Annotated in this window: 20 protein-coding genes; 16 read left to right on the forward strand and 4 right to left on the reverse strand. The window is 72.2% G+C overall.

The window, feature by feature from the left end; translation table 11 throughout:
* Nucleotides 1–140 precede the first annotated feature (140 nt).
* From ACFQRJ_RS07190 to ACFQRJ_RS07200, 3 genes are all read right to left on the reverse strand, one after another.
* A complete protein-coding gene (locus ACFQRJ_RS07190) occupies nt 141–779 on the reverse strand; it encodes a TrmH family RNA methyltransferase (RefSeq protein ID WP_377018301.1) in 639 nt (212 codons plus the stop codon).
* Between the two features lie 9 nt (nt 780–788).
* Complete coding sequence (locus tag ACFQRJ_RS07195) at nt 789–1,403, reverse strand: orotate phosphoribosyltransferase (RefSeq protein WP_377018302.1); 615 nt, start codon at nt 1,401–1,403, stop codon at nt 789–791.
* A gap of 110 nt (nt 1,404–1,513) precedes the next feature.
* On the reverse strand, nt 1,514–2,359 hold the full coding sequence (locus ACFQRJ_RS07200; RefSeq protein ID WP_377018303.1) for an SDR family NAD(P)-dependent oxidoreductase: 846 nt from the start codon (nt 2,357–2,359) through the stop codon (nt 1,514–1,516).
* An 89-nt stretch (nt 2,360–2,448) separates the two neighbouring features.
* On the opposite strand from ACFQRJ_RS07200, the gene ACFQRJ_RS07205 reads away from it, so the two are divergent.
* The 7 genes from ACFQRJ_RS07205 (at nt 2,449) to ACFQRJ_RS07235 (ending at nt 8,367) form a co-directional block, all read left to right on the forward strand.
* Nucleotides 2,449–3,249: an exodeoxyribonuclease III gene (locus tag ACFQRJ_RS07205; protein ID WP_377018304.1), complete on the forward strand. Its 801-nt coding sequence runs from the start codon at nt 2,449–2,451 to the stop codon at nt 3,247–3,249.
* A 433-nt stretch (nt 3,250–3,682) separates the two neighbouring features.
* Nucleotides 3,683–4,861 carry a hypothetical protein gene (locus tag ACFQRJ_RS07210; RefSeq protein WP_377018305.1) on the forward strand — a complete coding sequence of 393 codons (1,179 nt, stop codon included), beginning with the start codon at nt 3,683–3,685 and terminating at the stop codon, nt 4,859–4,861.
* Nucleotides 4,858–6,141, forward strand: coding sequence for a TadA family conjugal transfer-associated ATPase (locus ACFQRJ_RS07215; protein ID WP_377018306.1), 1,284 nt, complete (start codon nt 4,858–4,860; stop codon nt 6,139–6,141). The genes ACFQRJ_RS07210 and ACFQRJ_RS07215 overlap by 4 nt, the downstream gene beginning before the upstream one ends.
* Complete coding sequence (locus ACFQRJ_RS07220) at nt 6,138–7,238, forward strand: type II secretion system F family protein (protein WP_377018307.1); 1,101 nt, start codon at nt 6,138–6,140, stop codon at nt 7,236–7,238. Before ACFQRJ_RS07215 ends, ACFQRJ_RS07220 begins: the two co-directional genes overlap by 4 nt.
* Before the next feature lie 204 nt (nt 7,239–7,442).
* A complete protein-coding gene (locus tag ACFQRJ_RS07225) occupies nt 7,443–7,643 on the forward strand; it encodes a DUF4244 domain-containing protein (RefSeq protein ID WP_377018308.1) in 201 nt (66 codons plus the stop codon).
* Complete coding sequence (locus tag ACFQRJ_RS07230; RefSeq protein ID WP_377018309.1) at nt 7,643–8,038, forward strand: TadE family type IV pilus minor pilin; 396 nt, start codon at nt 7,643–7,645, stop codon at nt 8,036–8,038. Before ACFQRJ_RS07225 ends, ACFQRJ_RS07230 begins: the two co-directional genes overlap by 1 nt.
* Complete coding sequence (locus ACFQRJ_RS07235; RefSeq protein WP_377018310.1) at nt 8,035–8,367, forward strand: Rv3654c family TadE-like protein; 333 nt, start codon at nt 8,035–8,037, stop codon at nt 8,365–8,367. Before ACFQRJ_RS07230 ends, ACFQRJ_RS07235 begins: the two co-directional genes overlap by 4 nt.
* Before the next feature lie 98 nt (nt 8,368–8,465).
* Here ACFQRJ_RS07235 and ACFQRJ_RS07240 read toward each other — a convergent pair whose 3' ends face one another.
* A complete protein-coding gene (locus ACFQRJ_RS07240; RefSeq protein ID WP_377018311.1) occupies nt 8,466–10,988 on the reverse strand; it encodes a DEAD/DEAH box helicase in 2,523 nt (840 codons plus the stop codon).
* Nucleotides 10,989–11,064: 76 nt separating this feature from the next.
* Here ACFQRJ_RS07240 and ACFQRJ_RS07245 point away from each other — a divergent pair, with 76 nt between their 5' ends.
* The 9 genes from ACFQRJ_RS07245 (at nt 11,065) to ACFQRJ_RS07285 (ending at nt 23,405) form a co-directional block, all read left to right on the forward strand.
* Nucleotides 11,065–12,690 (forward strand): methyltransferase, encoded by a 1,626-nt coding sequence (locus ACFQRJ_RS07245; RefSeq protein WP_377018312.1) that lies wholly within the window; start codon nt 11,065–11,067, stop codon nt 12,688–12,690.
* Nucleotides 12,687–13,715 (forward strand): phosphatase PAP2 family protein, encoded by a 1,029-nt coding sequence (locus ACFQRJ_RS07250; protein ID WP_377018313.1) that lies wholly within the window; start codon nt 12,687–12,689, stop codon nt 13,713–13,715. The genes ACFQRJ_RS07245 and ACFQRJ_RS07250 overlap by 4 nt, the downstream gene beginning before the upstream one ends.
* A gap of 102 nt (nt 13,716–13,817) precedes the next feature.
* Nucleotides 13,818–16,574, forward strand: a complete 2,757-nt coding sequence (topA, locus tag ACFQRJ_RS07255) for a type I DNA topoisomerase (RefSeq protein ID WP_377018314.1) — start codon at nt 13,818–13,820, stop codon at nt 16,572–16,574.
* A 230-nt stretch (nt 16,575–16,804) separates the two neighbouring features.
* Nucleotides 16,805–18,163 (forward strand): ABC transporter substrate-binding protein, encoded by a 1,359-nt coding sequence (locus ACFQRJ_RS07260; RefSeq protein ID WP_377018315.1) that lies wholly within the window; start codon nt 16,805–16,807, stop codon nt 18,161–18,163.
* Nucleotides 18,160–19,383: a carbohydrate ABC transporter permease gene (locus ACFQRJ_RS07265; RefSeq protein ID WP_377018316.1), complete on the forward strand. Its 1,224-nt coding sequence runs from the start codon at nt 18,160–18,162 to the stop codon at nt 19,381–19,383. The genes ACFQRJ_RS07260 and ACFQRJ_RS07265 overlap by 4 nt, the downstream gene beginning before the upstream one ends.
* The gene (locus ACFQRJ_RS07270; protein ID WP_377018317.1) at nt 19,380–20,243 is read left to right on the forward strand and encodes a carbohydrate ABC transporter permease; all 864 of its coding nucleotides are present in this window, start codon (nt 19,380–19,382) and stop codon (nt 20,241–20,243) included. Before ACFQRJ_RS07265 ends, ACFQRJ_RS07270 begins: the two co-directional genes overlap by 4 nt.
* Nucleotides 20,244–20,401: 158 nt before the next feature.
* The gene (locus tag ACFQRJ_RS07275) at nt 20,402–21,478 is read left to right on the forward strand and encodes a Gfo/Idh/MocA family protein (protein ID WP_377018318.1); all 1,077 of its coding nucleotides are present in this window, start codon (nt 20,402–20,404) and stop codon (nt 21,476–21,478) included.
* Nucleotides 21,475–22,206 carry a dTMP kinase gene (gene tmk / locus ACFQRJ_RS07280; RefSeq protein ID WP_377018319.1) on the forward strand — a complete coding sequence of 244 codons (732 nt, stop codon included), beginning with the start codon at nt 21,475–21,477 and terminating at the stop codon, nt 22,204–22,206. The genes ACFQRJ_RS07275 and tmk overlap by 4 nt, the downstream gene beginning before the upstream one ends.
* On the forward strand, nt 22,203–23,405 hold the full coding sequence (locus tag ACFQRJ_RS07285; RefSeq protein WP_377018320.1) for a DNA polymerase III subunit delta': 1,203 nt from the start codon (nt 22,203–22,205) through the stop codon (nt 23,403–23,405). Before tmk ends, ACFQRJ_RS07285 begins: the two co-directional genes overlap by 4 nt.
* The last annotated feature ends 62 nt before the right edge of the window (nt 23,406–23,467 follow it).

The raw sequence follows: 23,467 nt of genomic DNA on the forward strand, positions 1-23,467 counted from the left end.
TGACGATGACCGGCGGCGCGGAGTGCGTCTCGCACGATCGTCCTATCCGGCTCATTGTCCCATAGGGCCCTTTCGAGCCGACCGGGCTCTCATCCCACGAGAGCGGCCACCGCCGCAGCGGCTCGTGGTCGGCGCATACGTCAGCGCAGCGGCCCCTCGGGGAGATCGGCGTGCTGGATGATCCAGGTGTGCATCGCGATCGCGGCCGCGGCGGCGACGTTGATCGAGCGGGTGGATCCGAACTGGGTGATGCCGACGACGAGGTCCGCGGCGGCGAGGATCTCCGGGCTCACGCCGGGACCCTCCTGGCCCACGACCAGCACCGCGTCGCGCGGCAGCGGTGTGCGCTCTATCGGCAGGGCACCGGGCACCAGGTCGATCGCGACCAGCGGGCGGCCGTGCGCCCGGGCCCAGGAGATGAGCTCGGCGGCGTCGGGATGGTGGATCTCGTGCTGGTAGCGGTCGGTGACCATGGCGCCGCGGCGGTTCCAGCGGCGCCGGCCGACGATGTGGAAGGCGCCGACGGCGAAGGCGTTCGCGGTGCGCACCACGGAGCCGATGTTCGCGTCGTGCTCGAGGTTCTCGATGGCCACGTGCAGCTCGTGCCGGTGGGTGTCGAGGTCGGCGATGATCGCCTCGCGCCGCCAGTACCGGTAGCGGTCCTCGACGTTGCGGCGGTCCCCGTGCGCGAGCAGCTCAGGATCCAGGCGCGGATCCTCCGGCCAGGGCTCGGGATGGGGGCCTACACCGACCTCGCGGCCGGGTTCGGGCTCGCTCATGGACGGTGCTCAGATCTCCAGCTCGGAGATGTCGTAGGCCGCGAGGTAGCGGTACCCGGCGGCCTCGACGGCCTCGCGGGACGCCTCGGAGCGGTGCACGATCACGGCGACGGCGGCGATGTCGGCGCCGTCCTCGGTGAGTGCCTCGCAGGCGGTCAGCACGCTGCCCCCGGTGGTGGAGGTGTCCTCGACGGCGACGACACGGCGCCCGGTGACGTCGGGCCCCTCGATGCGTCGCTGCAGACCGTGGGCCTTGTTGGCCTTGCGCACGACGAACGCGTCCAGCGCTCTGCGCTCATCGCCCGCGGCGCCGGGAGCGTGAGCGGCGGCGTGCAGGATCGACGTCGCGACCGGGTCCGCCCCCAGGGTGAGCCCGCCGACGGCCTCGACGCCGGGGACCAGGCCCTCGCGGTGCAGGAGGTCCAGCATGACTCGACCGACCAGCGGCGCCGCCTCGTGGTGGAGGGTGACGCGACGCAGGTCGACGTAGTGATCCGCCTCGGCACCCGAGGAGAGGACGACGTGTCCGCGGACGACGGCGAGGTCCCGGATCAGGACGCGCAGACGCTCACGGGCGACCTCGATCGGAGCGGACACGGGGGAATCGGGGCTGGTCTCCGGCATGATGCCAGCGTAATGGACTCTCCCTCGTCGTCCCGTCGGAAATTCAGCCCGTCGGCCCCGCCGGCCGTGCAGTCCGTCGGCCGCATCGCGCCGCCGTTGGGTCGGCCCGCCTAACCCTCCTCGCGCTGCCAGGGGGCGTGCAGGTTGCGGCGCGAGGCCTTCCGGCGCGAGCGCAGCACGGCCCGCTGCTGCATCCTGCGGTACCAGGTCGGTGAGGTCAGTGCGCGCACGAGGGGCCGCGGGGCGATCCGGGAGAACTCGCCGGCGGTGCGGTACTTGACCGACGGGATCGACATGACGTTGCCCTTGGCGGCGTCCTTGAGCGCCTGCTCGACCACGAAGGGGGCCTTCAGCCAGGTGATGCGCGGCAGGCCGTCCATCGTCATCGCGGCCCGCTCGTGGAACTCCGTCTGCACGAACCCCGGCAGCAGGACGGTCGCGGTCACGCCGGTCTCCTTGAGCTCCATCGCCAGCGACTCGGTGAAGACCGTGACCCAGCTCTTGGAGGCGGCGTAGGGGCCGGCGGTGGTGTACCCGGCGAGCGAGCTGACGTTGATGATCGCTCCGCGGCAGCGCTGGACCATCGCGCGCGCCGCCGCGTGGGAGAGGACCAGGACCGCCTTCATGAGGGTGTCCATCTGCTTCTCGTGGTCGCCCACGCCGATCTCCAGGAACCCGCCGCGGAGCCCGTAGCCGGCATTGTTGACCAGCAGATCGATCCGGTCGACGGGATCGGTGAGACGGACCGCGACCCGCTCGAGGTGCTGTCGGTCCGAGAGGTCTGCGGGAAGGATCTCCACGCTGACGTCGTGGACATCGCGGATCTGCTCGGAGACCGCACGCAGGCGGTCCTCGTCGCGCGAGACCAGCACGAGGTCGTGCCCGGTCCCGGCCAGCTGCCAGGCGAACTCCAGACCGAGTCCGGACGTCGAACCGGTGACGAGTGCGCGCGCCATGTCCTGAGTTTACGACTGCGCGGGCCGCACGACGGCGGCGACGGGCCGTGGGCCTGCGTCGATCTGACGCCGCCCGTAGGATCGGGGCCATGCGGATCGCGACCTGGAACATCAACTCGCTGCGGGCACGGATGGATCGGGTGCTGGCCTTCCTGGAGCGGCACGACGTCGACGTGCTGGCTCTGCAAGAGACCAAGGCCAAGCCCGAACAGCTGGATCTCACGGCCCTGGAGGCGGCGGGCTACGAGGTCCGCGCGCACGGGCTGAATCAGTGGAACGGGGTGGCGCTGATCTCCCGCGTCGGCCTCACCGACGTGCGCACCGAGCTGCCGGCGGTGCCGGCCTGGCCGGAGGACGGCACCGGCGTGGTCGAGGCCCGTGCGATCGGCGGCGTGGTCGGTGACGGCCTGCGGATCTGGTCGCTGTACGTGCCCAACGGGCGCGAGCTCGGCCACCCGCACTACGCCTACAAGCTGCGCTGGCTGGACGCGCTGCGCGCCGAGGGTGAGCGCGAGCTGGCCGCGAACCCGCAGTCGCGCACGGTGTTCGTCGGGGACTTCAACGTCGCCCCGCAGGACGAGGACGTGTGGGACATGGAGTTCTTCGAGGGGAAGACGCACGTCACCGAGCCGGAGCGGGCGGCGTTCCGGGCGGTGGTCGAGGCCGGGTACGCCGACGTGGTGCGCCCCGACCATCCGGGCCCCGGTGTGTACACCTACTGGGACTATCAGGCCCTGCGCTTCCCGAAGAAGGAGGGCATGCGCATCGACTTCGTGCTCGGGTCCCCGGCCGTGCAGTCCGCGGTGCGCGGCTCGCTCATCGATCGCGAGGAGCGCAAGGGCAAGGGCGCCTCGGACCACGCCCCGGTGATCGTGGACCTCGAGTTCTGAGGTCCTCCCCCGCCGGTTCCCGCGCCACGACCACGGCCGGCGGACCAGAGCGGGCTGCGGTCCACGAGGATGCGCCGCCGGAAGGCGAGGATGCGCCGCCGCACGGAGGCTCGCCGCGAGGAGATAGGACGCAAGGAGGAGCGGCGTCGCGATCAGTCGCGGCGCCGCTCCGGACGAGCCATCTGCATCGGGATCAGGCGTGCACGATAAGTGGTTGCGGTGGCGCTTTCGACGCCTCGCAGCCGGTCCGTTGCGGGGACCAATCGCACGTGGGTTCCGGTGCCGGTATTCGTCGTTGTCCACATCACACTACGCCCGCCGCGAGGTCCCTGCAAGCCCTCGGTGAGAGCGATCTTTCCTCCACATAGCGGCCTCGTCCACCACCCGGGCCACTGCCGGGCGAGCGCCCCACCGCAGCAGTCACGCTGGCCGCATGACCAGCACCACCATCCCTCAGCTCCCGGCTGCATCGCGGCCGCCGGATCCCCACGATCCCACCCTGCGGACCGAGCCGGATGTCCATCCGGGCTCCGGCCCGAGGCGACAGCGCTCCCGGTTCCCCGGTCGGGCGGCCGCACGCAGCGCCGGGCCCGACGGACCGGTGGCGGGAGCCGCGGACAGCCCTGCCCAGGTGCGCTGGAGCGGTCAGGACGAGAGCCTGCGCGAGCTGGTCCGGGACCACGCCACCGCCGCGGGGATGGCGCTCGTCGACTCCTCCGCGGGTCCCTGCGCATGCGTCGTGGTCGAGGGAGCATCGCTCGTGCGCGGCGACTCGGACGGTGCCGGAAGCCGCTCCCCGCTGATCGTGGTCACCGCCGAGGTCGACATCCCGGCATCGCTGTGGCAGCACGCCCTCGCCGCCGGTGCCCTGGCCGTGATCCCGCTGCCGGATGGATCCGAGCAGCTCCTCTCCCAGTTCTCCGAGCTGGCGCGGCCCCGCGGTGCCTCCACGGTGCTCGCCGTGGCCGGCGGCTGCGGAGGGGCGGGTGCCTCCAGTTTCGCTGCACGTCTCGCCGGAGCCGCGCGCACCCACGGTCCGGTGGTCCTGGTCGACGCCGATCCCCTCGGCGGCGGTCTGGATCTCCTGGTCGAGACCTCGCCCACCAGCGGCATCGGGTGGCAGGAGGCGACCGGACTGGGTCCCGACGACGGAGAGGCACTGCGCGAGGGCCTGCCCCGGGTCGACGACGTGCACCTGCTGATCTCCGGGGACCATGCCGGCCCCGATCCGCAGACCCTCTCCCGCGTCCTCTCGGCGCTGTCCCCGCTCGGCGGAACGGTGGTGGTGGACCTCGGTGCCGGTCTCGTACCCGTCGCTGCCGAGCACGCTGATCACCTGTTCATGGTGGTCCCCTCCACGGATCATGCAGTCCGGGCGAGTGCCCGCCGTCTGCGCGCGTGGCGCCCACCCGAGATGCTGGCGCAGGCCGTGGTGCGCCGGCGCGGGCCCCTGACGCCGGCGGAGGTCGCCCACGATCTCGACCTGCCGCTGGCCGCATCGTTCCGCGACAGCCCCCGCTCGACGGTGCCCCTGCTGGATGCGCGGCGCCGCGGCGCCGACCGCGCCGCGCGCCGGCTGCTCACCGGGCTGGCTGCGGGCAGGGCGTCATGAGCACCGTGCACCCGCCCACCTCCGACGCGGAGCTCTCTCCTCTGCTGGAGCTGGTGCGGGAAGACCTCGTGCGATCACCCGGCGCGGTGGACGTGCCCCGCATCGCCCGGGTGCTGCGCCGGCAGGGCAGGGTGCTCGGCGCCGCGGCCACCCTCGAGCTGACCACGCGCATCCGCGACCACATCGACGGGCTCGGCCCTCTGCAGCCACTGACCGGGCCCGGCGTGACGGACCTCCTGGTCAACGACGACGGCTCGGTGTGGCTCGACGACGCAGACGGGCTGCGCCCCGCCGCGATCCATCTCGCTCCCGCACAGGCCCGGGACCTCGCAGTACGGCTGGCGACCGCCGGCGGACGACGTCTGGACGACGCGGTCCCCTGGGCCGATGCGCACCTGCCCTCGGGGATCAGGTTCCACGCGGTGCTGCCCCCGCTGTCACCGGGCGGGGCGATCCTCTCGCTGCGTCTCCCCGGCCAGGAGCGCCTCGATCTCGATGACCTCCAGCGACTGGGCGCATTCGGCCGGGAGGCCCGCGAGGTGCTCATGGCCGTCATCACGGCCCGGGTCCCGTTCCTGGTCACCGGTGGCACCGGCACCGGGAAGTCGACACTGCTGGCGGCGATGCTGCGCGAGGTCCCGGCCGACGAGCGGATCGTGGTGGTCGAGGACGTGCTCGAACTCGCCGTCGACCACCCGCACGTGGTCCACCTGCAGTCCCGCCATGCCAACAGTGAGGGCGCGGGCGCCGTGGACCTCACCGCCCTGGTGCGCCAGAGCCTGCGGATGCGCCCTGACAGGATCGTGCTCGGTGAGTGCCGGGGCGCGGAGATCCGGGAGCTGCTGCAGGCCCTGAACACGGGCCACGAGGGCGGCTGCGGCACCGTCCACGCCAACACCGCGAGGGACGTGCCGGCACGCCTGGAGGCCCTGGGCGCGCTCGGCGGCCTGGACCGGGGCGCTCTCGCGGCCCAGGTCGGCAGCGCCCTCGAGGTGGTCGTCCACCTCGGGCGGCACGACGGGGTCCGCGCCCTCGACGAGATCGCCCTGCTGCACCGGGACCGGGAGGGGACGCTGGGAGCGACCACAGCGCTGAGGGTGGACGGGGGAAAGCTGCGGGAGGGCCCGGCGGCCGGGGAGCTGGCGGCACGGCTGCACCCGCCCGGCCGTGCGGCCTCGCCCGCGGCCGAGACCGGTCGCGGCGCCTCCTCGCCCGCCCCGGCCGGGACCGGCGCCTCCTCCTCGTCCCCGGAGACCCGGGCGCGACGGAGGGCGGCATGATCGTCGCTGCGCTGCTCACTCTGACCGCCGCGGCCACGCTCGCCTGGGTGCTCACTCCCCCTCCGGTCCTGGCCGGCCCCCGCCCGGTGAGAGCCCGGGTCCCACGCGCTGGTGCGGGCACCCTCGAGGTGGCGCGCATGATCGAGCAGCTCGCCACCGTGATCAGCTCCGGCTCCAGCATCCGTCAGGCCTGGGGCGCCATCGCCCGGTCCCTGCCCGAGGGTGAGCTCACCGAGCTGGCCCGCGCCGCCGCGGCCGGGGCCGACCCGAGACGCGGAGCCCCGGGGCGACTGCGGCAGACGGAGGTGATCGGTTCCCTCGGCGCCGCACTGACCGTCTGCGAGCGCACCGGGGCGCCGACGGCAGGAATGCTGCAGAGCCTGGCCGATGCGCTCCGGGACCTCCACGACGCCGCCCAGGCCCGCCGCAGTGCCTTCGCCGGGCCCCGCTCCACCGCCCGGATCCTGCTGGTGCTTCCCCTGGCCGGGCTCGGGCTGGGGATCCTCCTCGGCGGGGATCCGCTCCGGCTGCTGCTGGCCTCGCCCGCCGGGAACCTGATGGGCGCGCTCGGCATCGCGCTGACCGGGCTGGGCTGGTGGTGGATGCGGCGCCTGATCCGCCGGGCCGATCCGCCCAGCGGGCAGCGCGTGGATCCCTCGGTCGTGCTCGAGCTGATCGCCGGCGCCCTCGAATCCGGGCTGCCGCTGTCCCGGTCCGTCTCCGCGGTGGCCGGCGCCCTCACGGCCGGACCGGACGCCCACGCTCTCGAGCGGCTCGCGACATCTCTGGAGGCCGGGGTCCCTGCAGCTGTGGCCACCCGGGAGCTGCCGGCGGAGTTCACAGCGCTCGGGGAGTCCGCGGTCCTCGCGGAGACGGCCGGCGCGGATCTCGCCCACGTCCTGCGCTCCGCGGCCCGCGACGCCCGGCGCGGCCGGGCTCGGCACGCCGAGGTACGGGCCGCTCAGCTCGCGGTGCGCCTGGTGCTGCCCACCGGTCTCGCGCTTCTGCCCGCGTTCGTGGTCCTGGGCATCATCCCCACCGTCATGTCGCTGCTCGGCGGCACGTTCTCCCTCACCACGGCGGGCGCCGTGCCATGAGCTCCCGCCCAGGAAGCCCTCGACCCGGTCGCGCGGCACCTCCCCGCGACCCCTCCGACCACCGGGAGCCTCCCGGTGCGTGGGCCCTGGCCCACGTCGGCAGCTGCAGCTGCCCTCCCGGAACGGCGCCCGCCGTTCCGGACCGAGCGGCCACGGCCGCTCACCCACGGGCGGTGCGCCGCCCACGACGAGAAGGAGAACACCATGTCCGTGACCAAGATCCGGATGCGCCGCGCCCTCGACCGTGTGATGCGGGACGAGACCGGCGCATCGACCGCCGAATATGCCATCACGGTGCTCGCAGCCTGCGGGTTCGCCGCTGTCCTGGTCGCCCTGCTGGCGTCCGGGGAGGTGCGCGAGATCCTGCTGGGCATCATCACCTCGGCCCTGTCGATGGGCTCGTGATGACGCGGTCCGCCCGGTCGTCCCGCTGGCGGGACGACCGGGGGTCCGCCACGGCGGAGACGGCGATCGTGCTGCCCGTCGTGGTCGCGATGGTGGTCGTCATCCTGTTGACCGGAGCGGGGCTGGGCACCCAGATCCGGTTGGAGAGCGCAGCCCGCGGCGCTGCCCGCGAGCTCGCGCGCGGGGAGGATGCCGGTGCGGCGGTCGCCACCGCTCAGCGCATCGGCGGCGAGGGCACCCAGGTCCATGTCTCCGGTACCGGCATGTGGGTGCACGTCGAAACGACTCGGACCCTGCAGGCTCCCTCGGGACCGCTGGCCGGGGCGAACTGGGAGCTGAGCGCCGATGCGGAAGCGCGGCGGGAGCCGCACCTGATCGACGGCGGCGTCTCGTGAGCACGGGTGCCGCCGGAGTCCTGGCCTGGACGGGAGCGACGACCGCGGCCCTGGCCGGGCTGTCCCTGCTGGGCACCGGGCTGCTTGCGCAGTCGCGCGCGGCGACCGCCGCTGACCTCGCGTCCCTCGCGGGGGCCGACGCCCTGGCGGCGGCCAGCGGCGAACCCTGCGCGGTGGCGGCGGAAGCCGCCTCCCGCAACGGTGCGCAGCTGACCAGCTGCGAGCAGCGGGAGTGGGACGTGGTCGTGCAGGTCCAAGTCGACGCCTCTCCCCTGCCCGCGGCAACGGCCCGCGCGCGGGCGGGCCCCGGCCCCGCGGACCTGCCGTGAACTCGCGGTCGACGATCACCCGATTCCCGGGGGTCGAGAGGCTGGGAACGTCGGCGGCGGCCGACCTCGAGTGGCCGGGCGAGGAGCCTCTGCGGAGGTCAGGGGTGGAGGATCTCCAGCAGGCGTTCGGCCTGAGCCTTGGACAGCGGCTCGTTGCCGTTGCCGCACTTCGGGGAGACCACGCAGGCGGGGCACCCCGCCTCGCACGGGCACTCCGCGATCATGTCCGCGGTGGCTCTGAGCCAGGCGTGCGCGTCCTCGGCGCCGCGCTCGGCGAAGCCGGCACCGCCGGGCGCTCCGTCGTAGACGAAGATGGTCGGCTCGCCGGTGTCCTCGTGCTGGGCGGCCGAGACCCCTCCGATGTCCCACCGGTCGCAGGTGGCCAGCAGCGGCAGCATGGAGATCGCGGCATGCTCGGCGGCGTGCAGGGCCCCGGGCAGCTCCTCCCCGGGAATCTCGGCGGCGTCGGTGCGCTCCTGCGGGATCACCCACCACACGGCTTTGGTGGTCAGGGTGCGCGGGGGCAGATCCAGCGGATGCTGGGCCAGGACCGTCTGCGTGAACACGTCCCGCACCTGGTAGCCGGTGACCTGGTCGGTGACGTCCACCGTGCCGAAGCACAGCTGGACCCCACCGGACCACGCCACCTCGCGGTCCACCTGCCGGATGCGGATGGTCGAGGTGGTCTGGGGATGGGTCGAGTGCAGCGGATCCTCGCGATGGACGAACGCGACCGCCCGCTCCACGTCCAGATGATTCACCACATAGCTCATGCCCTGGTGGAGGTACACGGCGCCGTCGTGGACCTGGGTGTGCGCGCTGGCGGCGTCGACCGTGCCCAGCAGTGTGCCGCTGGCCTCCTCGACGATTCGCACCGGTTCCCCGCCGCTGCCGCGCAGATCGGTCAGCTCGTGCGCGGACTCCGTCATGGTCCAGTACCAGCCGGTGGGGCGCGAGCGCAGCACACCTCGAGCGGCGAGCGTGGTCAGCAGGTCGCGAGCGGTGGGTCCGAAGATGCTCTCCTCGCCGTCGCGGATCGCCAGCTCCGAGGCCGCTGCGCACAGGTGAGGGGTCATGACGTACGGGTTCGCGGGATCGAACACCGCGGCCTCGACCTCAGCCCCGAACACGGTCTCGGGGTGGTGGACGACGTAGGTGTCCAGCGGGTCCTCCCGTGCGACGAACAGGGCGAGCGCGCCGCCGTCGCGGTCCTGACGGCGCCCGGCCCGGCCGAACTGCTGCCACAGGGACGCGCGGGTGCCCGGCCAGCCGGCGACCACGACGGCGTCCAGCCCGGCGATGTCGATGCCGAGCTCGAGGGCGTTGGTGGAGGCGAGCGCCTTGAGCTCGCCCGAGCGCAGAGAGTCCTCGAGAGCCCGGCGTTCCCGGGCGAGGTACCCGCCGCGGTAGGCGGCCACGCGCTTCGCCCTGTCCGCGAGCTCCGGAGCGAAGGCGTGCTCCGCCTTCTGCTCGAGCAGCCGCCGGGCACTGCCCGAGACCAGTTCAGCGCCGCGCCGGGAGCGGGCGAAGACCAGTGTCTGGACGTCGCGCTCGACGAGGTCCGCCAGGATCGCTCCGGCCTCGCTGGTGGCCGAGCGACGCAGCGGCTCCTCGCTCGTGGCGCCGCTGCCACTCGTGGCCCCGCCCTCGCCATCTCCGGCATCTACCCCGGCCGGGGCGCCGTCGTCCGTGGCCTTCGCGGCGTCCGGGCCGGACCCGGCTCCCGCGCCGGCGGGATCCGCCTCGCCCTCGGGGTCGGCGTCGTCGCTCCGCCCCGGACCGCGTCCGTCCACGCGCGTGCGCGTGCCCGGTTCCCACAGCCCGATGGTCAGCCCGGCCCGCGGGGAGCCGTCCTCGACGACCGGGGTGACGTCCTGCCCGATGAGCCGGGAGGCCGACAGCTCCGGGTTCGCCGTGGTGGCCGAGGCCAGGATGAAGGTCGGGTCGGCGCGGTAGTGGGCGGCGATCCGGCGCAGGCGACGCATCACCATCGCCACGTGGCTGCCGAAGACGCCGCGGTAGCTGTGGCACTCGTCGATGACCACGTAGCGCAGAGCGCGGAAGAAGCTCGCCCACTGCTCATGGCCGGGCAGGATCCCGAAGTGCAGCATGTCCGGGTTGGTCAGCACCACGGTTCCGTGGCGGCGCACCCACCGCCGCTGCTCGGTGGGGGTGTCCCCGTCATAGACCGCGATCCGGGCATCACGCAGTCCGGCCCCGTCGGCCATGGTGGTGATGTTGGTCAGCTGATCCGCGGCGAGCGCCTTGGTCGGCGAGAGATACAGCGCGGTGGCACGGCGCGCCTCCGGCTCGAGCTCACGGGCGCCGATCGCGGTGAGCACGGGCAGCAGGTACCCCAGCGACTTGCCCGAGGCGGTCGCTGTGGCCAGCACCACGTGCGTGCCGCCATGGGCGAGTTCCGCGGCTTCCTGCTGGTGGATCCACGGCGCAGTGATTCCGCGCTCAGCCAGGTGCGCGACCAGGCGCGGGTCCGCCCACTCGGGGAAGAAGCCGCGGCGGCCCTCCCGGGCCGGACGCTCCTCGACGTGGGTCAGGCACGTTCGGCGGGTCGGCGGTTGCGTGAGATCGGCCAGGAGATCGGCCGCTCTGCCTGCCCGCATCCGCTCCTCATTCCCTGCGCATCGTCCACACCTGGCCTCCGTTCCGGCTCCAGGTGGCTGGGGCACAATCGTAGCCATGCCACCCGACTCGCCAGCGGCGCCCTCACGGACCCCGACGCCCGCCCCGCCGCGGATCGTGCCGGAGCAGATCGCTGCGCTGCGCGCGGACCTCACTGCCGCCTCCTACACGGTCGAGACCACCGAGGCTCTGCTGGGACCGGTCGCCGTCGCCGCCCTGCGCCGCGAGAATCCCGTGCCGGCCCGCCGTGCCCTGGAGGGCCGCACCGACGCCGCCGCCGTCCTCTTCCGCCTGTTCACCCTGGGAGCCGTGGTGCCCCGCTCCGTGATCCAGCGCGCACTGCCCACGCTGGGCGCTGACGGGGCGAGCGCACTGGGCCTGGTGATCCCGGCCGCGTCACGGGAGACTCCCGGAGCTGCGGAGGCCGCCGAGCCGCTGCTGCGCGCCGCCGTCGACCTCGCCCCGTACGCAGCCAGCGACGACGCCGGTCAGATCGCCTGGTGGATCGCCTCGGACCTCTCCGAGCTGGCCACCGGGCAGGCGCTGGGCCCCGACCATGTCCTCGGTATCGGTGGGGCCTCGCTCACCCTGGCGCGGATCACGCCGCGCACCCGGGTCGCCACCGTGCTCGATCTGGGCTGCGGCGGCGGGATCCAGGCGCTGCACGCCGCCCGGCATGCCGATCACGTCGTGGCCACCGATCTCTCACGGCGGGCACTGGCCTTCGCCGCCTTCAACGCGGCGCTCAACGACGTCGAGATCGAGCTGCGACACGGATCGCTCCTGGCCCCGGTGGCCGGGGAGAGCTTCGACCTGATCGTCTCCAACCCTCCCTTCGTGATCACCCCGCGCGAGGCAGGGCAGGAGGAGGCCCGCTGGACCTACCGCGACGGCGGCCGCGCCGGGGATTCGCTGCTCGCCGAGCTGCTGGAGGCGGTCCCGGCACACCTGGCACCGGGCGGCAGCGCCGTGATGCTCGGGAACTGGGAGATCTCCCGCGATCAGCCGTGGGACGCGCATCCGCGAGCCTGGCTCGATCCCGCGAGAGCCGACGGCGTGGACGCCTGGGTGATCCAGCGCGAGCAGGAGGATCCCGCCCAGTACGCGGAGACCTGGGCCCGTGACGGTGGCATCACCGAGCGCGACGCCCGCTGGTCCCCGCTGTTGGAGGCGTGGCTGGACGATTTCGCCGCGCGCGATGTGGAGGGCATCGGCTTCGGCTATCTGCTGCTGCGACGCCCGGACCACGGCGCCCGGTCGGTCCCTGCCCTGCCTCGCCCCGCAGTGCTGCGCACCGAACAGGCCGCGGGCACCGGGACCGGGTCCCTGGCCGCCCATCTCGCCGACGGCCTGGACGCGATCGACGAACTCGCGGCCCTGGATGACGACGCCCTGGCCGCCCTGCGCCCGGTGCGCGCAGCCGACGTCATCGAGCGGCGCCACTTCACGCCGGGCGCATGGGACCCCACGCTCATCGAACTGGCCCAGGGCGCCGGGTTCGCCCGCGTGGTCCGGGCCGACCAGATACTCGCGGCGACCGTCGGCGCACTGGATGGGACCCTTACCCTCGGTCAGGTCCTCGCCGCCGTATGCGCCCTGACCGACGCCGACGAGCACGAGGCCCGCGCGCGGGTCCTGCCAGCGGTGCGTGAACTCGTGATCAGCAGGATGGTGACTCTATGACCGCCGGACGCACCGCGACCGACCCCACCGGGGACCACAGCGCCGGGTCCCGCCGCCGCGTCGGCGGCCTCGCCCGGCCGCTGCTGTCGCTGCTGGCGGCAGCCGTCTGCGTCGCGGCGGTCACGCTGCTGGCGCGGACGGCCGTGGGCACCGCGAGCGGGCAGCGGCTGGACGAGCTGGCGCTGTCCGGTGCGCTCGCCCACGAGGGCCGCCTGGCGCAGTACGCGGAACTGGCCGTGGGGACGGTCAGCCTGCCCGTGATCGCGGTGCTGCTGGCCCTCTCCCTGGTGCTGGTGCTGGTCCGCGGCCGGTGGCGCCTGCTGCTGCCGCTGGCGGTGCTGGTGGCGGGCGCGAATCTCACCACCCAGGTGGTCAAGCACTTCCTGGTCTCGCGCGAGCCGCTGGGGCTGGGCATCGAGATCACCCCGAACTCGTTTCCCTCCGGCCACACCACGCTCGCCGCGACGGCGGTGATCGCGCTGGTGCTGGCTTCCGGCGGCGCCCGGGCCGTGCTCGCCCCGCTGGGGACGGCGTGGACGGCGAGCGCAGGCATCGGGACGGTGGTACTGGGCTGGCACCGGCCCAGCGACGTCCTCGGCGCGCTCGTGCTGGTGGCGGCGTGGACGTTCCTGGTCCTCGCCCTCGACGGGCTGGGCACCAGGCGCCGCCTGGCCCGCAGTGCCCGACGCACCGGGCACGGGCGCCGGCGCAGGGGCGCCCCGGGAGCGGACGTCGCCGGGCCGGACGGCTCCACGGGACCCCTGCTGCGGCTGCGCACGAGCGCCGTCGATTCCGTGGTGGCGCTCCTGCTGGCTCTGGCCGGCCTGGCCGGGCTCGGCGTCGGGGGTTACGAACTCGTCTCATTGCAGCTGCCGCTGGACCTCCAGGACGGGGCCCAGCAGGCCACCGCGTTCTCCGCGATGGCCGCCGTCATCGGCGGGTGCACCGCTGCCTGGATGGCTCTGGTGCTGCTTCTGCGCACGCCGATCTCACACAGGACCCGCCCCGGCGAACGTGTACCGTGAACAATCGCCGAGCGCGCAGTACGTGCTCGGACAACCCTGACCTCGGCACCTTGCCACGGCGGACGGGCCGCGACGTCTCGCGGCGAGGAAGGACACAGCAACGTGACTGGCGGACGACATCTGGTGATCGTCGAGTCCCCGGCGAAGGCGCGGACGATCGGCCGCTACCTCGGGGACGACTTCATCGTCCAGGCATCGGTGGGACACATCCGTGACATCCCGGTGCCTCGCGACCTGCCCGCCGAGATGAAGAAGGGGCCCTACGGGAAGTTCGGGGTCGACGTCGAGGGCGGCTTCGAGCCCTACTACATCGTCAGCCCGGACAAGAAGAAGACCGTCGCGGACCTCAAGAAGGCCCTCAAGGACGCCGACACCCTCTACCTCGCCACCGATGAGGACCGCGAGGGCGAGGCGATCGCCTGGCATCTGCTGGAGACCCTCAAGCCCAAGAAGTCCCTGCCGGTCAAGCGGATGGTGTTCCACGAGATCACGCGCGACGCGATCCTGGGGGCGCTGGAGAACACCCGCGAGATCGACTCCCACCTGGTCGACGCGCAGGAGACCCGCCGCATCCTGGACCGTCTGGTCGGTTTCGAGCTCTCCCCGGTGCTGTGGCGCAAGATCAAGCCCTCCCTGTCGGCCGGACGCGTGCAGTCCGTCGCGACCCGCCTCGTGGTCGAGCGCGAGCGCGAGCGGATGGCGTTCGTCCCCGCCGACTACTGGGACGTGACCGGCACCTTCGGCGCCGAGGCCGAACAGTTCACCGCCAAGATCGCCACCGTCGACGGCTCGCGCGTCGCCACCGGCAGCGACTTCGCCGACGACGGCACCCTGAAGTCGCGGGCGCAGAACGCGACCGTGCTCACCGAGGCCTCCACCCGGGAGCTCGTCGAGACCCTGACCGACGCCCCCGCCACGGTCACCTCGCTGGATTCGAAGCCGTACACCCGCCGCCCCGCGGCGCCGTTCACCACCTCCTCGCTGCAGCAGGAGGCCTCCCGCAAGCTGCGCCTCGGTGCCCGGCAGGCGATGCGGATCGCGCAGTCGCTGTACGAGAACGGCTACATCACCTATATGCGTACCGACTCGGTGGCGCTGTCGGGAGAGGCCGTCAAGGCCTCCCGCGGCCAGGCCGCGGAGCTGTACGGCTCCCAGTACGTGCCGGACAAGCCGCGCTATTACCAGACCAAGTCCCAGAACGCGCAGGAGGCGCACGAGGCGATCCGCCCCGCCGGGGATCGTTTCCGCACTCCGGCCGAGGTCTCCGGATCCCTCTCGGGCGATGAGTTCCGCCTCTACGAACTGATCTGGAAGCGCACCGTCGCCTCGCAGATGGCCGACGCCAAGGGCACCACCTCCACCGTCGAGCTGCTGGTCGAGAACGGGGAGCGCGCCGCGACCTTCCGTGCCTCCGGCACCGTGATCACCTTCCGCGGCTTCCTGGCCGCCTACGAGGAGGGCCGGGACGCCACGCGGTACAAGGAGGACTCCGACAGCGGCAGCGACAAGCGCCTGCCGCAGATGGAGGAGGGCCAGACGCTCGATACCCGCGAGCTGGTCCCGGACGGGCACAGCACCACCCCTCCCCCGCGCTACACCGAGGCCTCGCTGGTGCGAGCGCTCGAGGAGCGCGGGATCGGCCGCCCCTCGACCTTCGCCTCCACCGTGGCGACCGTCCAGGATCGCGGCTACGTGCTGCGCCGCGGCACCGCCCTGGTGCCCAGCTGGACCGCGTTCGCCGTCGTCCGTCTGCTCGAGGAGCATTTCGGGGCGTTCATCGACTACGACTTCACCGCTCAGATGGAGGAGCAGCTGGACCGCATGGCCCGCGGTGAGCTGGGCCGGGCGCAGTACCTGGAGGACTTCTACCTCTCGGACGGGTCCGAGGGGCCCATCGGGTTGAAGCCCATGGTCGACGATCTCGGCGACATCGACGCCCGCGCCATCAACAGCATCGAGATCGGCGAGGGCATCACTCTGCGCGTGGGCCGCTACGGCGCCTACGTCGAACGCCAGCCCCGCGACGAGAACGGCGAGCCGATCGAGGGCGGCGAGCCACAGCGCGCGTCCGTCTCCGATGACATCGCGCCCGACGAACTGACCGTCGAGGTCGCCTCCGAGCTGCTCGAACGCGCCAAGGACGACGGCCGTGTGCTGGGAGTGGACCCCGAGACCGGGCACGAGCTCGTCGCCAAGGACGGTCGCTTCGGCCCGTACATCACCGAGATCCTGCCGGAGGCCGACGAGGGCGCGGAGGGGACGGCGAAGAAGTCGACGGCCAAGAGCAAGAAGCCCAAGCCGCGCACGGCCTCGCTGCTGAAGTCCATGGATCTGGCGACCGTGACCCTCGAGGACGCGCTGAAGCTGCTGAGCCTGCCCCGCGTCGTCGGCACCACGGAGGACGGCACGGAGATCACGGCGCAGAACGGCCGCTACGGCCCCTACCTCAAGAAGGGCTCGGACTCGCGCTCCCTCGAGAGCGAGGAGCAGCTGTTCACGATCACCATGGAGGAGGCGGAGAAGCTCTACGCCCAGCCCAAGACGCGCGGCCGGGCGGCCGCGAAGCCCCCTCTGAAGGAGCTGGGCACCGATCCCACCAGCGAGAAGCCGATCGTGATCAAGGACGGGCGCTTCGGCCCGTACATCACCGACGGCTCCACCAACGTCTCGCTGCGCTCGAGCGAATCGGTCGAGGAGATCACGGAGAAGGTGGCCGTGGAGAAGCTCGCGGAGAAGCGTGCGAAGGGTCCGGCCAAGAAGCCGGCCGCCCGCCGCTCCACCTCCAAGAGCTCGACGACCAAGGGCTCGACGTCCAAGGGTTCGACGACCCGGAAGAAGAGCACCACGACGAAGAAGTGAGTCCCTCGGGGCCGGCACGCGGCATTCCGCGCGCCGGTCCCAGGTCTCCCGATTCCGGGCCCCGGGCTCCAGACCCCGGGATCCCATGATTCCGGGCGAACGAGGACCGAACGGTCGGCACCGAGGGGCGGGATTCCCGGTTCCTTCCTCATTACCCCTCTTCGCGCCATGACCTGGGCGTAGTATGAATGCAGCAACATCCCCATCACCGTTGATGAAGGAGTTCTGTCATGCGTTCACATCTTTCCCGCCGCACCGTCATGGGTGGCGCGGCGACGGCCACCGCGCTCGGACTCGCCGGGTGCCTGCAGAATCCTGAGAACTCCGGCGGCAGCGGCGGCTCCGATGGCGGCGGGGGCGGGGGCGGTTCCGCCGGAGGCAGCCCGGGCGACGGTGTGGTCACGATCCTGGGAAACTTCGGCGGCGTCGAGGCCGAAGGGTTCAACGCCGCGCTCAAGAGCTTCACCGACGAGAGCGGCATCAGCGTCGAGTACACCTCCGACCAGGACTTCGCGAACTCCATTCGCACCCGGGCGAGTGCGGGCGATGCGCCGGACATCGCTCTGTTCCCGCAGCCCGGTGGGCTGCTCGAACTCGCCGCCGACGGCCACATCGCCCCGATCGGCGACGTGCTGGATGTGGACTCGCTGGAGTCCTCGCTGATCCCCGGCTTCCTGGAGGCCGCCACGGCGGAGGACACGATCTACGGCGCACCGATCCGTCTGGCCGTGAAATCCCTGGTCTGGTATCCCGCGGCGGCCTACGCCGACGGCGGCTGGAGCACCGAGCCGGCCACTCTGCAGGAGCTGCAGGGCATCGCCGACGAGATCAAGGCCTCCGGAACGGCCCCCTGGGCGGATGCCTGGAACGCCGATCAGGCGACCGGCTGGGTGGGCACCGACTGGCTCGAGGAGTTCATCCTGCGCATGCACGGGCCGGAGTTCTACGACCAGTGGACCTCTCATGAGGTGCCCTTCAACGACCCCAAGGTGGTCGAGGCCCTCGACGCGCTCGGGGAAGTGCTCAAGACCGAGGGCAACGTGCTGGGCGGCTCCGAGACCATCCTGAACACCGACTTCTCCGAGGCGTCCCTGCCCCTGTTCGAGGACCCGCCGCGAGCAATGCTCCACCGCCAGGGCAACTTCGTGACCGGGTTCTTCCCCGAGGACGTGCAGGCAGACCTCGACAACGCCGTCGGCGTCTTCGCGCTGCCGCCCTGGGAAGGCGGCTTCGATGGCCAGCCCATCCTCGGCGGCGGGGATCTGGCAGCGCTGTTCGCCACCGAGGACGACGAGGCGAAGCAGGTCATGGAGTTCATCACCTCGAGCGACTTCGGCGGCGAGTGGGCCCAGGCCGGCGGCTGGCTGAGCCCGCACCAGAGCTTCGACAACTCCCACTACGCCGACGAGACCACCCGCCGGGTCGCGGACATCGCCTCGAATGCGGAGGTCTTCCGCTTCGACGGCTCGGATCTGATGCCCGGCCCCGTCGGCAGCGGCAGCTTCTGGACCGCGATGAACCAGTGGGTCGGCGGGGACAAGACGTCCCAGGAGGTCCTGGACGACGTCGAGGCATCATGGCCCCAGTGAGCAGCGCTGCTGCCCGCCCCCAGGAGCCCGATCCGGCTCCGGGAGCGGGCTCCGGCGCTGCGAGTTCAGCGGGGGGACCGGGCTCTTCGGGCTCGACAGATCCGTCGGCTCCGTCGGCTCCGTCGTACTCGACGGCGAAGCCGCTGCGGATCCTGATCGGCGCCGTCGGCCTCGCGGTCACCGCGTGGGCGGTGTGCACCCTGTTCCTGGCGTTCGCGTACTACCCCGCCTGGTTCGGCGGCAGCGACGTGATCATCGGGCTGACCGGCCTGGTCGTCGGCATCGGCGGCGCGGTGCTGTTCTTCCTGTTCCTGAACATGGCGATCGAGGGATTGCCGGGCCGGTTCTCGCGGGGCCTGATCCCCTACGCGTTCCTGCTGCCCGGCTTCTCCCTGATCGCGGTGATGCTGGTGTACCCGACGGTCCAGACCGTCGTGTACTCCTTCGCCAACAACGACTCCACGCAGTGGACGGGGCTGGAGAACTATGCCGCGATCTTCTCCTCGAACGGCTTCTGGCAGGCACTGATCAACAACCTCCTGTGGGTCGTCGTGGTGCCCGTGGTGACCGTCGCGTTCGGTCTCATGGTCGCCGTGCTCGCGGACAAGCTCTCCCCGACCGGGGAGAAGACCGCGAAGTCGTTCATCTTCCTGCCGATGGCGATCAGCTTCGTCGGGGCCTCGACGATCTGGGGTCTCATCTACGCCTACGACTCCCCCGGCTCGCAGCAGACGGGCGTGCTGAACGCGATCGTCGTCGGCCTCGGCGGAGAGCCGCAGCCGTGGATGCAGATCAGCGAGGGCCGCCTGAACTCGCTGCTGCTGATGGTGATCCTGATCTGGCTGCAGACGGGCTTCGCGATGGTGCTGCTGAGCTCGGCGATCAAGGCCGTGCCCGAGGACACCGTCGAGGCGGGGCGCATCGACGGCGCCGGCGAGATGCGCATCTTCTGGCAGATCGTCTTCCCGCAGGTGCGCGGCACCGTCCTGGCCGTATTCATCACGGTGCTGATCGTGGTGCTGAAGGTGTTCGACATCGTCTACGTCATGACCAACGGCCGCAACAACACCGATGTGATCGCGAACCTGTTCTTCCGCAAGTTGTTCACCGAGCAGCGAGCCGGAGAGGCAGCCGCGGTCGTGGTGGTGCTGCTGATCCTGGTGATGCCGGTGGTGTTCTACCAGGTGCGGGCCTACAAGCAGCAGGAGGCGCAGCGATGAGCGCACGCATGGCGGACGGCCGCCGCCGCTCCCCGGCCGCCATCATCGTGATGATCCTGCTCGGGGTGCTGTGGACCATCCCGACGCTCGGCATGCTGATCACGAGCTTCCGCAGCCGCACCGACGCCGCCACCTCCGGCTGGTGGACCGCCGTGCTGGGCCCCTTCGGCGCGGACTGGACGCTGGCCAACTACCAGCGGCTGTTCGAGAGCACCGCCCTGGGCTCCTCGCTGCTGAACTCGGTCGTCGTGGCCGTCCCCGCGACGGTGCTGCCGATCATGTTCGCCGCCTTCGCGGCGTACGCGTTCACCTTCACCCGCTTCCGCGGCAAGGAGCTCGCGTTCATCCTCATCGTGGCGCTGATGGTGGTGCCGATCCAGGTCGCCTTCCAGCCCCTGCTGAACCTGCTGGGACCGCGGGGACTGGGCATCTCCGGGGAGTTCGTGGCCGTGTGGCTGCTGCACTCGGGCTTCGGGATGCCGCTGGCGATCTACATCCTGCGCAATTACATGAGCGGGCTGCCGTGGTCGGTGATCGAGAGCGCGAAGATCGACGGGGCCTCGCACTACCAGACCTTCTGGCGACTGGTGGCTCCGATGTCGATGCCCGCGATCGCCGCCTTCGCCACCCTGCAGTTCCTGTGGGTGTGGAACGACCTGCTGATCGCACGCCTGTTCCTGGGCGGCGGCGCCAACACCACCATCATCGTGGCCCTGCAGCAGCTGCTGGGCACCCAGGGACAGGGCGCGGAGCTGCTGACCGCCGGCGCGTTCCTGTCGATGCTGATCCCGCTGATCGTGTTCTTCTCGCTCCAGAACTTCCTGGTGCGAGGCATGACGGCGGGCTCGGTGAAGGGCTGAATCGGATCACTGGGAGGCCGCCCCGGCGCAGTCTCGAGCGGCGCACCGCGATATCTCGGACGGCGCGCCACGGAGTGCGGATTCAGCCGAGGGCGGACCTCTCCTCCCCATCGTCCACCATGGCAGTGGACGTCGGACGCGCTGGGTAGATTGGAGTCATGAGCGAGACCGCCGACCCCCGAGGCCCCGAGGCCCAGAACTCCCTGGCCCTGCCTGCCTCCACCGTCCCCGACCCGGCCACCGCGCCCGGCCTGCGCTGGGGCGTGATCTCTCCCGGTCACATCGCCGGGCAGTTCACCGCGACCGCACATCGCGCGACGGCCTCCCGAATGGTCTCCGTCGTCTCCCGCTCGGCGGAGCGCGCCGAGGCGTTCGCCGCCACGCACGGCATCGAGCAGGCGTTCACCTCGGTGGCCGACATGCTCGCCGCCGGCGGCCTGGACGCCGTCTACGTCGCCTCTCCCCACGCCCAGCACCATCAGCTGACCCGGCCCGTCCTCGAAGCCGGCATCCCGGTGCTGGTCGAGAAGTCCTTCACCCTCAGCGGCAGCCAGGCCCGCGACCTGCTGGAGGTGGCCCGTGCGCGCGGCACCTTCGCCATGGAAGCGATGTGGGCACGCTTCCTGCCGCAGTACGACGTGCTGCGGCAGGTCATCGCCTCGGGTCTGCTCGGCGAGGTGATCGAGGTCGCCGCCGATCACGGCCAGTCCTTCCCCGAGGACCCGGCCCACCGCATGTACGCCTCGGAGCTCGGCGGCGGCGCCCTGCTCGATCTCGGGGTCTACCCGGTCTCCTTCGCACAGATGGTCCTCGGCGATCTCACCGAGCTCGCGGTCCGCGGCGACCTCACCTCGACCGGCGTCGACGCCTACCTCGCCGTCCTGGCCCGCGGGACCGGCGGTGGCCGCGCCCGGCTCTCGAGCACCCTGCTGGCGCGCACCCCCACCGAGGCCGTGGTCAGCGGCACGCTCGGCGCGGCGCGGCTGTCCGGCCCGTTCTTCGCGCCCGGCACTCTCACCGTCTCCCTGCTGGACGGCCGCACGGCGAGCTTCGAGCATCCCGGTGCGCCCGGCGACGGCATGGCCTACGAGATCGCCGAGGCCGCCCGCCGGGTCACCGCAGGAGACCTGGAATCCCCGCTCATGAGCTGGGCGGATACCCTGAGCGTCATGGACACGATGGACACCGTGCGCGCCGAGCTCGGCGTGGTCTACCCCGGGGAGGAGCGCGCGTGAGCATCCTCGAGACCGCCCGCGGCCTGCGCATCCCCTCACCGCATCCCCCGCGCCGAGGGGTGTTCATCTCCTTCGAGGGCGGCGACGGAGCGGGCAAGTCCACCCAGATGGCGATGCTGCGCGACCACCTGGTCAGCGAGCGCTCGGTCTCCGAGGAGCTGATTCTGACCACCCGTGAGCCCGGCGGCACCCCCCTGGGGGCGCGCATCCGGGAGCTGCTGCTGCACGGAGAGCACGTCGATCCCCGCGCGGAGGCGCTCCTGTACGCAGCCGACCGCGCCCACCACATCTCCACGCTGGTGCGCCCCCACCTCGCCCGCGGCGGCCTCGTGCTCGGCGACCGGTACCTCGACTCCTCGATCGCCTACCAGGGTGCGGGCCGGGACCTGGAGCCCGACTCGATCAGCTCGCTGTCGCTGTGGGCGGCCGACGGACTCCTCCCCCACCGCACGATCCTGCTCGACCTGCCCCCGGAGGTTCTGGGCACGCGCCGGGAAGCGGCCGGCCGTGATCGTCTCGAGCAGGCCGGCGAGGATTTCCACGCCACGGTGCGCCAGGAGTTCCTGGACCTGGCCGAGGCCGACGAGGAGCGCTTCGCGGTGATCGACGGCACCCGACCGCGCGAGGAGGTCCACGCCGAGGTGCTCGAGGCCGTCGCCGAGTTGCTGGACCTCTTCGACCCCACCTTCGAGGAGCTCCCGCACACCTCGCACCGGGACGAGCTGTGACCGCGCCGGGAACGCACCTGCCCGCCGGCCCTCCTGGCGGGGGTCACTTCGATCCGGCCTCCGGCGTGTGGGCCGACGTGGTCGGGCAGGAGGCCGCCGTCGCACAGTTCCGCCGTGCGGCGTCCCCGGAGGGCTCCCTCGCCCAGGCCTGGCTGATCACCGGCCCGCCCGGTTCGGGGCGGTCCACGGCGGCACGGGCCTTCGCCGCCACGCTCGAGTGCGAGAACGGCACCGGCTGCGGGCAGTGCCGGGCCTGCCGGACGGTGCTGGCCGACACCCATCCGGATGTCACCGTGGTCGCGACCGACAAGCTCTCGATCGCGAAAGAGGAGGTCAGGGCTCTGGTCATGACCGCCCAGCGGTCCCCGGCCACCGGGCCGCGCCGGGTGGTGATCATCGAGGACGCCGATCGGATGAGCGCGCGCACCTTCAACGTGCTGCTGAAGTCCATCGAGGAGCCCCCGCCCTCGACCGTGTGGATGCTCTGCGCGCCCTCGGCCGAGGACCTCGCACCCACCATCAGGTCGCGCTGTCGGGTGGTGACCCTCGCGGTGCCGTCCTCGGACGTGGTCGCCGAGCTGCTGCGGCGCCGCGACGGCGTGGCCGAGCAGCTCGCCGTGCGGGCGGCCCGCGCCGCGCAGGGACACATCGGTCTCGCCCTGCGCTACGCCACGCAGGAGGGCGCTCTGGCGGCGCGTGAGGACTCCGCGCGCACGCTCCTGGGCCTGCGCAGCACCGGAGAGGCGGTGCTGGCCGCGCAGTCGCTGGTGGACCGAGCGACCGCGGAGGCCAAGGAGCATGCCGATGCCGTCGCGACCGAGGAGAAGGAGCGTTTCCTGCGCTCTGCGGGCGTGGACGACGGGAAGGTGCCGCCGGCGCTGCGGGCGCAGGTGCGTCAGCTCGAGGAGGATGCCAAGCGGCGCCAGACCCGGCTGGTGCGCGACGTGCTGGATCGCTACCTGCTCGATGCGCACTCGGTGCTGCGCGATGTGCTCAGCCGCCAGCTCGGCACCTCCAGCGAGCTGGTCAACATCGAGGTCGCCGAGGAGGTCGAACGGACCGCGGCGAACGGCTCCGGGACGATCACCCTGGGACTGCTGGATGCGGTGGGGCAGGCTCGGGCCCGGATCAGCGGGAACGTGCCGCCCCTGCTCGCGATCGAGGCGCTGCTCTCGCGCGTCGCCGTCTCTCTGCGCTGACGCACGCCCGCGCGGAGCTGCGCTGGCGCGCGTCCGCGAGGAGCTGCGCGGGCAGGCGCGTC

This window comes from Brachybacterium sp. GCM10030252 (assembly GCF_042666535.1).
Taxonomy (GTDB): Bacteria; Actinomycetota; Actinomycetes; order Actinomycetales; family Dermabacteraceae; genus Brachybacterium.

Excerpts from the sequence above, each read along its gene's own strand:
- ACFQRJ_RS07190 (WP_377018301.1), bottom strand. The coding sequence starts at position 779 with ATGAGCGAGCCCGAACCCGGCCGCGAGGTCGGTGTAGGCCCCCATCCC.
- ACFQRJ_RS07195 (WP_377018302.1), bottom strand. The coding sequence starts at position 1,403 with ATGCCGGAGACCAGCCCCGATTCCCCCGTGTCCGCTCCGATCGAGGTC.
- ACFQRJ_RS07200 (WP_377018303.1), bottom strand. The coding sequence starts at position 2,359 with ATGGCGCGCGCACTCGTCACCGGTTCGACGTCCGGACTCGGTCTGGAG.
- ACFQRJ_RS07205 (WP_377018304.1), top strand. The coding sequence starts at position 2,449 with ATGCGGATCGCGACCTGGAACATCAACTCGCTGCGGGCACGGATGGAT.
- ACFQRJ_RS07210 (WP_377018305.1), top strand. The coding sequence starts at position 3,683 with ATGACCAGCACCACCATCCCTCAGCTCCCGGCTGCATCGCGGCCGCCG.
- ACFQRJ_RS07215 (WP_377018306.1), top strand. The coding sequence starts at position 4,858 with ATGAGCACCGTGCACCCGCCCACCTCCGACGCGGAGCTCTCTCCTCTG.
- ACFQRJ_RS07220 (WP_377018307.1), top strand. The coding sequence starts at position 6,138 with ATGATCGTCGCTGCGCTGCTCACTCTGACCGCCGCGGCCACGCTCGCC.
- ACFQRJ_RS07225 (WP_377018308.1), top strand. The coding sequence starts at position 7,443 with ATGTCCGTGACCAAGATCCGGATGCGCCGCGCCCTCGACCGTGTGATG.
- ACFQRJ_RS07230 (WP_377018309.1), top strand. The coding sequence starts at position 7,643 with ATGACGCGGTCCGCCCGGTCGTCCCGCTGGCGGGACGACCGGGGGTCC.
- ACFQRJ_RS07240 (WP_377018311.1), bottom strand. The coding sequence starts at position 10,988 with ATGCGGGCAGGCAGAGCGGCCGATCTCCTGGCCGATCTCACGCAACCG.
- ACFQRJ_RS07245 (WP_377018312.1), top strand. The coding sequence starts at position 11,065 with ATGCCACCCGACTCGCCAGCGGCGCCCTCACGGACCCCGACGCCCGCC.
- ACFQRJ_RS07250 (WP_377018313.1), top strand. The coding sequence starts at position 12,687 with ATGACCGCCGGACGCACCGCGACCGACCCCACCGGGGACCACAGCGCC.
- ACFQRJ_RS07260 (WP_377018315.1), top strand. The coding sequence starts at position 16,805 with ATGCGTTCACATCTTTCCCGCCGCACCGTCATGGGTGGCGCGGCGACG.
- ACFQRJ_RS07270 (WP_377018317.1), top strand. The coding sequence starts at position 19,380 with ATGAGCGCACGCATGGCGGACGGCCGCCGCCGCTCCCCGGCCGCCATC.
- ACFQRJ_RS07275 (WP_377018318.1), top strand. The coding sequence starts at position 20,402 with ATGAGCGAGACCGCCGACCCCCGAGGCCCCGAGGCCCAGAACTCCCTG.